At 44.1% G+C, this 6,398-nt stretch carries 5 protein-coding genes; 2 read left to right on the plus strand and 3 right to left on the minus strand.

From position 1 onward, the window contains the following. From glgB to ACFE90_RS34680, 3 genes are all read right to left on the minus strand, one after another. A partial coding sequence (glgB, locus tag ACFE90_RS34670) for a 1,4-alpha-glucan branching protein GlgB (RefSeq protein WP_375506808.1) occupies positions 1-1,567 on the minus strand: 1,567 nt, incomplete at its 3' end. A gap of 174 nt (positions 1,568-1,741) precedes the next feature. Beyond that, complete coding sequence (locus ACFE90_RS34675; protein ID WP_375506809.1) at positions 1,742-2,074, minus strand: hypothetical protein; 333 nt, start codon at positions 2,072-2,074, stop codon at positions 1,742-1,744. Between the two features lie 822 nt (positions 2,075-2,896). Then, entirely contained in the window at positions 2,897-3,121 is a 225-nt protein-coding gene (locus tag ACFE90_RS34680) for a hypothetical protein (RefSeq protein ID WP_375506810.1), read from the minus strand. 498 nt (positions 3,122-3,619) lie between these two features. On the opposite strand from ACFE90_RS34680, the gene ACFE90_RS34685 reads away from it, so the two are divergent. Together ACFE90_RS34685 and ACFE90_RS34690 are read left to right on the plus strand one after the other, a co-directional pair. Continuing rightward, entirely contained in the window at positions 3,620-4,318 is a 699-nt protein-coding gene (locus ACFE90_RS34685; RefSeq protein ID WP_375506811.1) for a hypothetical protein, read from the plus strand. Between the two features lie 184 nt (positions 4,319-4,502). Continuing rightward, positions 4,503-6,335, plus strand: coding sequence for a peptidoglycan D,D-transpeptidase FtsI family protein (locus tag ACFE90_RS34690; RefSeq protein ID WP_375506812.1), 1,833 nt, complete (start codon positions 4,503-4,505; stop codon positions 6,333-6,335). Positions 6,336-6,398 lie beyond the last annotated feature (63 nt).

The following is a 6,398-nucleotide window of genomic DNA, read 5'->3' on the forward strand; positions in this document are numbered from 1 at the left end:
TGAAGTAATCCAGCATATCGTGCATCCAGCCCATATTCCACTTTAAGTTAAAGCCTAGTCCGCCTGTGTAGGTAGGCCAAGATACCATTGGCCAAGAAGTAGATTCTTCCGCAATTGAGAGAACACCTGGGAAATAGCTAAAGATAGTGTGATTTACCTGACGCAGAAAATCTGCGGCTTCTAGGTTTTCTCTGCCGCCGTACTGGTTGGGCAGCCATTCTCCTGGTTCGCGGCAATAGTCATTGTAGAGCATCGAGGCAACAGCATCGACACGAATCCCGTCAATGTGGTACTTGTCAAACCAGAAGAGGGCATTTGCTGCTAGAAAATTACTAACTTCATGGCGACCGTAGTTGAACACCAAAGTACCCCATTCTTTGTGTTCGCCTTTGCGGGGATCAGCGTGTTCGTATAGGTGGCTACCATCAAAGAAAGCTAAACCATGTCCATCTTTGGGGAAGTGACCAGGAACCCAATCCACAATTACCCCTATATCATTGTGGTGACATTTGTCAACAAAATACATGAAATCTTCGGGGGTGCCAAAACGGGAAGTGGGGGCATAGTACCCAGTTACTTGATAACCCCAAGAGCCATCAAAGGGATGCTCCGCAATGGGCAGCAATTCTAGATGGGTGTATCCTAATTCTTTGACATAGGGAATGAGTCGGTCAGCTAGTTCCCGGTAGGTAAGGAAGCGTGCGCCGGGCTTCAGTTCGGAAACGATAACGACAGGCTCAGTTTCACCATTTGGCAGTTTAGCAGGTTCGGCACTAGAAGCGTGTAACCAAGAGCCTAAATGCACTTCGTAGACTGAGACGGGCTGGGTGAGGGGGTCAGTGTGACGGCGCTTTTCCATCCAGCCTTCGTCATCCCAACTGTAAGCATCTAAATCAGTGACAATGGATGCTGTTTTCGGGCGGGGTTCTTGGTGGAAACCGTAGGGATCAGATTTTTCGTAAATGTGTCCTTCAAAATTTTTGATTTCATATTTGTAATGCTCTCCCACACCGATTTCAGGAATAAATAATTCCCAAATTCCAGTGCGACCTTTACGCATCTGGTGTTTACGCCCATCCCAGAGGTTGAAGTCTCCCAACAATGAAACGTTGCGAGCGTTAGGTGCCCAAACTGCAAAATAAACGCCTCTAACGCCGCCTATTACCGTGGGGTGCGCCCCCAGTTTTTCGTATATCCGGTGATGGTTGCCTTCGCTAAACAAATGCAAGTCAAAGTCTGTCAAGCGGGGAGAACGGAAAGCGTAAGGGTCATAAGTGACACGCTCATGTTCCCCTTCTTTAATCCGTAACTGGTAGTTTGCCAATTCTGGAGTATCAATTGTGCATTCAAAAAAGTGGGGATGATGCACTGTTTGCATTGGGTATTCTTTGCGTTGTTCAGGAAGAACCACCCATGCTGCACTTGCATTTGGTAAGTAGGCCCGCACAGCCCAGACAGTTTTACCGTCTTGTTCTATGGGATGAGAACCTAGTATTTCAAACGGATCGTTATGCTGATTCCAAACGATGCTGTTAACCTGTTCAGGGGCGATCGTGGTCATGGACATGAAGCTACCTAAGTGATATAACGTGATTGACTAAATCTACTTTTTTAATATCTATATATATTCTTTACATTTATTTGCAATTTTGTCGCCACCGTTATCCTACATCAGAATGGGGAATGGGGAATGGGGAATGGGCAGAGAATGATTAATGACTAATGGCTAATGACGAATGTATCAAAAATTTAAAAATGGGAAAAACTGAAGTAAGGTTTTACGTATACGAAGCAAGAAAATCTGTTCTCGAATTTTGGGGTCTAGTTTTGGGGGCGGGGCAAGTTGGAGCTGCGCTTGTAATTGAATATATTCGGCAGCTGTTAGGGATTTTCCATCAATAGGCGATCGCGCCTCTATGATAATTTTAGTGCGTAATATTTCTTCTGGTGTATCCTCTGGTGGTGGTAATGCTATTACTGCTGAACGCCAAGAGCTACTCAACACAAAAAAGGTTCCACTAATTACAATTAAGCTCAATAATTTTATTGTCTTTATCGCTTTAAATTTCCCCATCTCCTGAACTGCGTTCACAACGCAGGATGAAAATCTGTTTTTTCCATTCTCCATTCCCAAAGTTAAAAATTTTACCAATAAAAATCTGGCAATATCAAGGGATATCACCAGGTCTCTTCTATATGGAATAGACTACAGGGAATGCCCAAGAGCAATTGCCAGCGATCGCAATGAATTGTTTTGCCCTCTGAAAAGTCAGGAGTCTAAGCCATTCCAAACACCAAACTAGGGAAATACTTTGCCCACAAAATGGCTTAGATTTACAGAACTTAACTCCCTTCGACTCGGAATAAGGTTCAGTCACAGAAGAAGAAAGGGAACAAGGGTCACAAAGTTTGGGGGAGAACCCCATAAATAAATTTAGGGTTGCTAAAACAATGACGAATTATTTCTTGTGGCACTTGACGCGACACTTGATAGCGTTCGCGCAGCGTCTCGTAGAGAAGCGTTAGCGAGTCAGACGCTCCTACGTCGCTAACGCTGCGCTATCGAAATAAATATTTAACATTGAGCATAAATAAATTTAGGTGCTTGAAACCCTGTATTACTGGGCAATTCCAGCATCTTTCTCTCCTGCTCCCTGCTCCCCTGCTTCTATGGTCAGGCGAGGATTTCAGGGGGACACCTGGTTGAAGAGGTAATCCTCATCACCAGTGTCCTTTATTTACTGCCCTACTTAGCTGATATTAAAGCAAACTTTAGCTCTGATACACCAACAGAAAAATATAGGTTTTTACTTAACCTAATTAATTCAAGCTATGTGGTGACGAGCGTTGTTAATAAGCTGTTTTGGGCATGATTTCAACTAAAGTTTAGGATGCCCTATTTAGGAGTAGCAGTGGGACTAGTTGCGGGAGTAGTTGCGGGAGTAGTTGTGGGAGTAGCAGCAGGTGCATCAGTTGGTTCACCTGTAGCAGCTGGAGTACTAGTAGTACCAGTACCGCCATTACCAGCACCACCACCAGCATCACCACCGCCGCCTTCACAAGCTCCGAGAATTGTAGCCAGACTTAAGATTACAGCCAAACCAAAGATTCTTGTTTTCATAACTCCTCTTTCACCAATTGTGGCTAGAACAATTTTTCGCCTGTTGAATACGATACCGTATTTATTGCTTTTTTTTAAATGCTACGAGATTACATATAAAAAAAAACAATCCTTTGGGGTATTCTTTTTTTGATTAGGTAGTCATATAGCCATCTGATTAGTTTCTCTTGACCCAGGAGCAAAACGGAAATTACCAAATTTTCTAGCAAACCGAGCTATCATAGCAAAAAATTTATTTTTTCCCGGAGTATTGCACCTTACTGCCCTGCGTTGCCATACTTTAGGTGCGATATCTAAAGGGCAAGCTGTCCAATTGCTAATCGCTGATTGCAAAATTGCAATATCTAGAGGATGCAATTGGTATAGCTATCTATCAGAACAGTTAAAAGGGTGTAGTCTGTTATGTGTGCTTATTGCACAGAAGGCGATTTTAACTAAGCAAAAAGAGACAATTAAGACAATCAATCTAAAGTACAGTATTTCTGATCTAAAAAATTTATGGTAGTTGCTCGTAAATCTGCTGTTTCTACAAGGGGTACTTGGTTCGGGCGAGATTCTATCCTTTCTTTAGGGAGGCGACGTTCTGCACGTATAGAATCAGCAGCACAAAGCGCTTCTACACCTGCTGCCCAAGAAGCTGCACTAGTATCCTCTCAAAGACGACAGCGTTCTTTGAAAAATCTAGCGGTTTCTCCCACAAATGGAGCAATGCCCAAATCGGGGAAACAGTTGGGTAGACAACAAGTGCTAAATCTCAATGAGCAGTCGAGTGCAAACCAGAAAATTCCAGGGGTAGGTTTTCTTCGCCTTCCCATAATTCCTAATTCTGGAGCGACACCTTTGTGGTTGCTGCGCTTGTACACCTTTCACCGTTATTCGACAGTTTTGGCGTTCTTGTTAGTAGCATCGACACTTGCTGTTTATGGCTGGACGGTATATTCCCAAGAGCTTTGGAGTAAGTCATATCGCAGGCTGCAAAACCTCCAACGTCATGAGCGGCTACTAACGACAACCAACGCGACGCTGACAAATAAAATTGCCCAGGAAGCAGAACAACCAACAGCAGGGCTGGTATCGCCGACTCCTCAAGGGATGATTTTCTTATCTCCAGCATCTCGTAGTCCTAAGTCAGCATCGTCTAACACAACGCCAAATCCCCAAACGCAACAGCAAACACTCTCGCCACTGGGGTATTAAGGTTAAGAGTCATTGGTCATTGGTTATTGGTCATTAGTTTCAGACAAACAAAGAGGTCTGAGTGTCGATTTTAGGTGATAGTGCCAACTCCTAGGAGGAACAGAACTTAAAAGACGAAGAACGAAGGACGAAGGACAAAGGACAAATGACAAATGACTAATGACTAATGACAAAGGACAACCCAATGCAAAAATCACCAAGCAGAACAAACAGAAAGTTTCGGAATTCAGCATTTAAAAGGCGACAGAAGGGTTCTAAAGCAGGATTGTTAGGGACACTTGCCTCTAATATCCAAGAGCAAACATCTAACACCAAGTCCCGACTGTTTATAGTATGGGGCGTATTAATGGCAGCAGGGTTGGGGTTAGGTGTTAAATTGTATAATTTACAAATTGTCAAGGGGCCAAAGTTAACAGAGCAGGCGCGAAACCAGCAAATGGTGAATTTGCGACCTTTTATGCCCCGTCGCCCGGTGGTAGATCGCAATAGTAATCTGTTGGCAATTGACCGTCCTGTATATACTTTGTATGCTCATCCCAAGCTGTTTAATAAGTCTTATGAAGATATGGCAGGGCGACTTGCGCCAATATTGGCAAAAGATACTGCTGAATTGATAAAAACTTTTCAAAGCAAAAGAAGCGGAATTATACTTGCCCCAGCCCTCCCGGAAGAAATTATTGATCGCATTATCTCTTTGCGCTTAGATGGCTTGGAGTGGGCCCAAAAATACTCCCGATATTATCCGCCAGACGATTTGGTTTCTGATGTGGTGGGCTATGTGAATCTTGACCGCCGTGGTCAAGCAGGTGTGGAATACTCTCAAGAGAAGTTGCTAGAACGTCCTGTGCAAACGGTGCGCCTCAGCCGGTCGGGAAATGGGGCCTTGATGCCAGATCATGCCCCTGAAGGTTTTTTGCATTTTGATGATTTGCGACTGCAACTCACTATTGATAGCCGTCTGCAACGAATTGCCCGCGTTGCACTCAAACAACAAATGGATAAGTTTGAGGCTAAACGTGGGGCGGTAATTGTGATGGATGCCTTAGATGGTTCCTTACTCGCCCTTGTTTCTCAGCCTACTTATAACCCTAATGAATACGCTAAAGCTAATATCTCACTATTTAAAAACTGGACGGTAGCGGATCTTTATGAACCGGGATCGACTTTTAAACCTTTGAATGTAGCGATCGCTCTGGAAAATGGCGTGATTAAACCAGATGATATGTTTAATGACTCCGGTTCTATTCGAGTAGCGAATTACACCATCAAAAATGCGATGAATAATGCTAATGGGCGAATCAGCATCGCTCAGATTTTGCAATATTCCAGCAACATTGGCATGGTGCAAATTATTCAACGCTTAAAGCCTTCAATCTATTACAACTGGCTAGAACGCTTGGGGCTAGGACAAAAAGTTGATACAGATTTACCTTTTGAAGTTGGTGGCCGGCTCAAAAGTCAAGAAGAATTTATCGCTTCGCCAATTGAACCAGCTACTACTTCCTTTGGACAAGGCTTTTCCATGACACCTATACAGTTGGTGCAAATGCACGGTGCTTTAGCCAATGGCGGTAAATTGGTCACACCCCATGTAGTTCGGGGGCTGATTGATAGTAAAGGGCAAATGCATGATTCACCTACTCACACCGTCCCCCGCCAAATTTTCTCAGCTGCAACAACCCAAAAGGTTGTGGAAATGATGGAAACTGTTGTTAATGAAGGTAGCGGAAAGGCGGCACAAATTCCGGGATATCGCATTGCTGGTAAAACTGGTACAGCCCAAAAAGCTAGTCCTAATGGTGGTTACATCAAGGGTGCTAGAATGACCAGCTTCGTGGCTATTTTGCCAGTGGAATCTCCTCGGTATGTAGTGTTCGCATTAGTAGATGAACCAAAAGGAGAAAGTGCTTATGGTTCTACTGTCGCCGCCCCAATTGTCAAGTCGGTAATCGAAGCACTCATTCCTCTTGAGGAGATTCCTCCAAGTAAGGCGATCGAGCAACAGAAAGTGCCGTAGGCAGGGGGAAATCAATTCAAAATTCAAAATGACGCTCTCTACGAGACGCTGCGCGAACGCGGA

Source organism: uncultured Nostoc sp., assembly GCF_964245445.1.
Taxonomy (GTDB): Bacteria; Cyanobacteriota; Cyanobacteriia; order Cyanobacteriales; family Nostocaceae; genus Nostoc.